This window comes from Kitasatospora sp. NPDC088134, from assembly GCF_044741705.1.
Taxonomy (GTDB): domain Bacteria; phylum Actinomycetota; class Actinomycetes; order Streptomycetales; family Streptomycetaceae; genus Kitasatospora.
On sequence record NZ_JBIUTD010000065.1, the window covers coordinates 1 to 1,022 of the forward strand.

The window sequence follows — 1,022 nt, forward strand, 5'->3', positions numbered from 1 at the left end:
CACTGCTGCCTCCCGTAGGAGTCTGGGCCGTGTCTCAGTCCCAGTGTGGCCGGTCGCCCTCTCAGGCCGGCTACCCGTCGTCGCCTTGGTGGGCCATTACCCCACCAACAAGCTGATAGGCCGCGGGCTCATCCTTCACCGCCGGAGCTTTTAACCCCCACCCATGCAGGCAGGAGTATTATCCGGTATTAGACCCCGTTTCCAGGGCTTGTCCCAGAGTGAAGGGCAGATTGCCCACGTGTTACTCACCCGTTCGCCACTAATCCACCCCGAAGGGCTTCATCGTTCGACTTGCATGTGTTAAGCACGCCGCCAGCGTTCGTCCTGAGCCAGGATCAAACTCTCCATGAATGTTTACCCGTAATCGGGTGCACACATCACTTAGAGCGGGCACGTCAGGTCGGAATAAGACCGACGCGCCACAACGTCCTCGCTGTGTAATTGCCTGCAAGCACTTCGAAAACCGAAGCCTTACAGGTCTTTTTCAAAGGAACCTCATCCACCGAAATGGACGGGGTATCAACTTTTGGCGTTGATTTTTGGCACGCTGTTGAGTTCTCAAGGAACGGACGCTTCCTTTGTACTCACCCTCTCGGGCTTTCCTCCGGGCTTTTCGTTCTGTTCTTGCGTTTCCGACTCTATCAGACTCTTTCGTGTCCGACTTCCTCGGCGCTTTCCAGGTTCTTCGCTTTCGCGTTTTCCCTTTCCGGCGATTCCGACTCTATCAGAAGATTTCCACCGGATTTCCCGGCTTCGATGTTCCTGAATGAGGAGTCGAATGTGCCCACTCGGAATTCAAATTCCTGGGGGCGAGATGAGACTTTAAACCATCGCTGCCGAACTTGTCCAGTTCGAGGCAACCGTTCGAATCTACCTCCCCACAGCGACCGTGTCAACGGTGTTTGCGGGACGACGAGGAGACTAGCAGCTCAGCGGGGTCGGGCGCACATCACGCCGCAGTGGGCAGGGTGGCCGTGCGGTCGGCTTCCTCCACGTCTCCGACCTCGCCGGCGCGGGAGGCG

1 rRNA gene is annotated in these 1,022 nt (G+C 57.4%); it reads right to left on the bottom strand.

Annotated elements, in window-relative coordinates:
- Positions 1 to 351, bottom strand: a 16S ribosomal RNA gene (locus ACIOHG_RS37785); the annotation flags it as partial.
- Between the last annotated feature and the right edge of the window lie 671 nt (positions 352 to 1,022).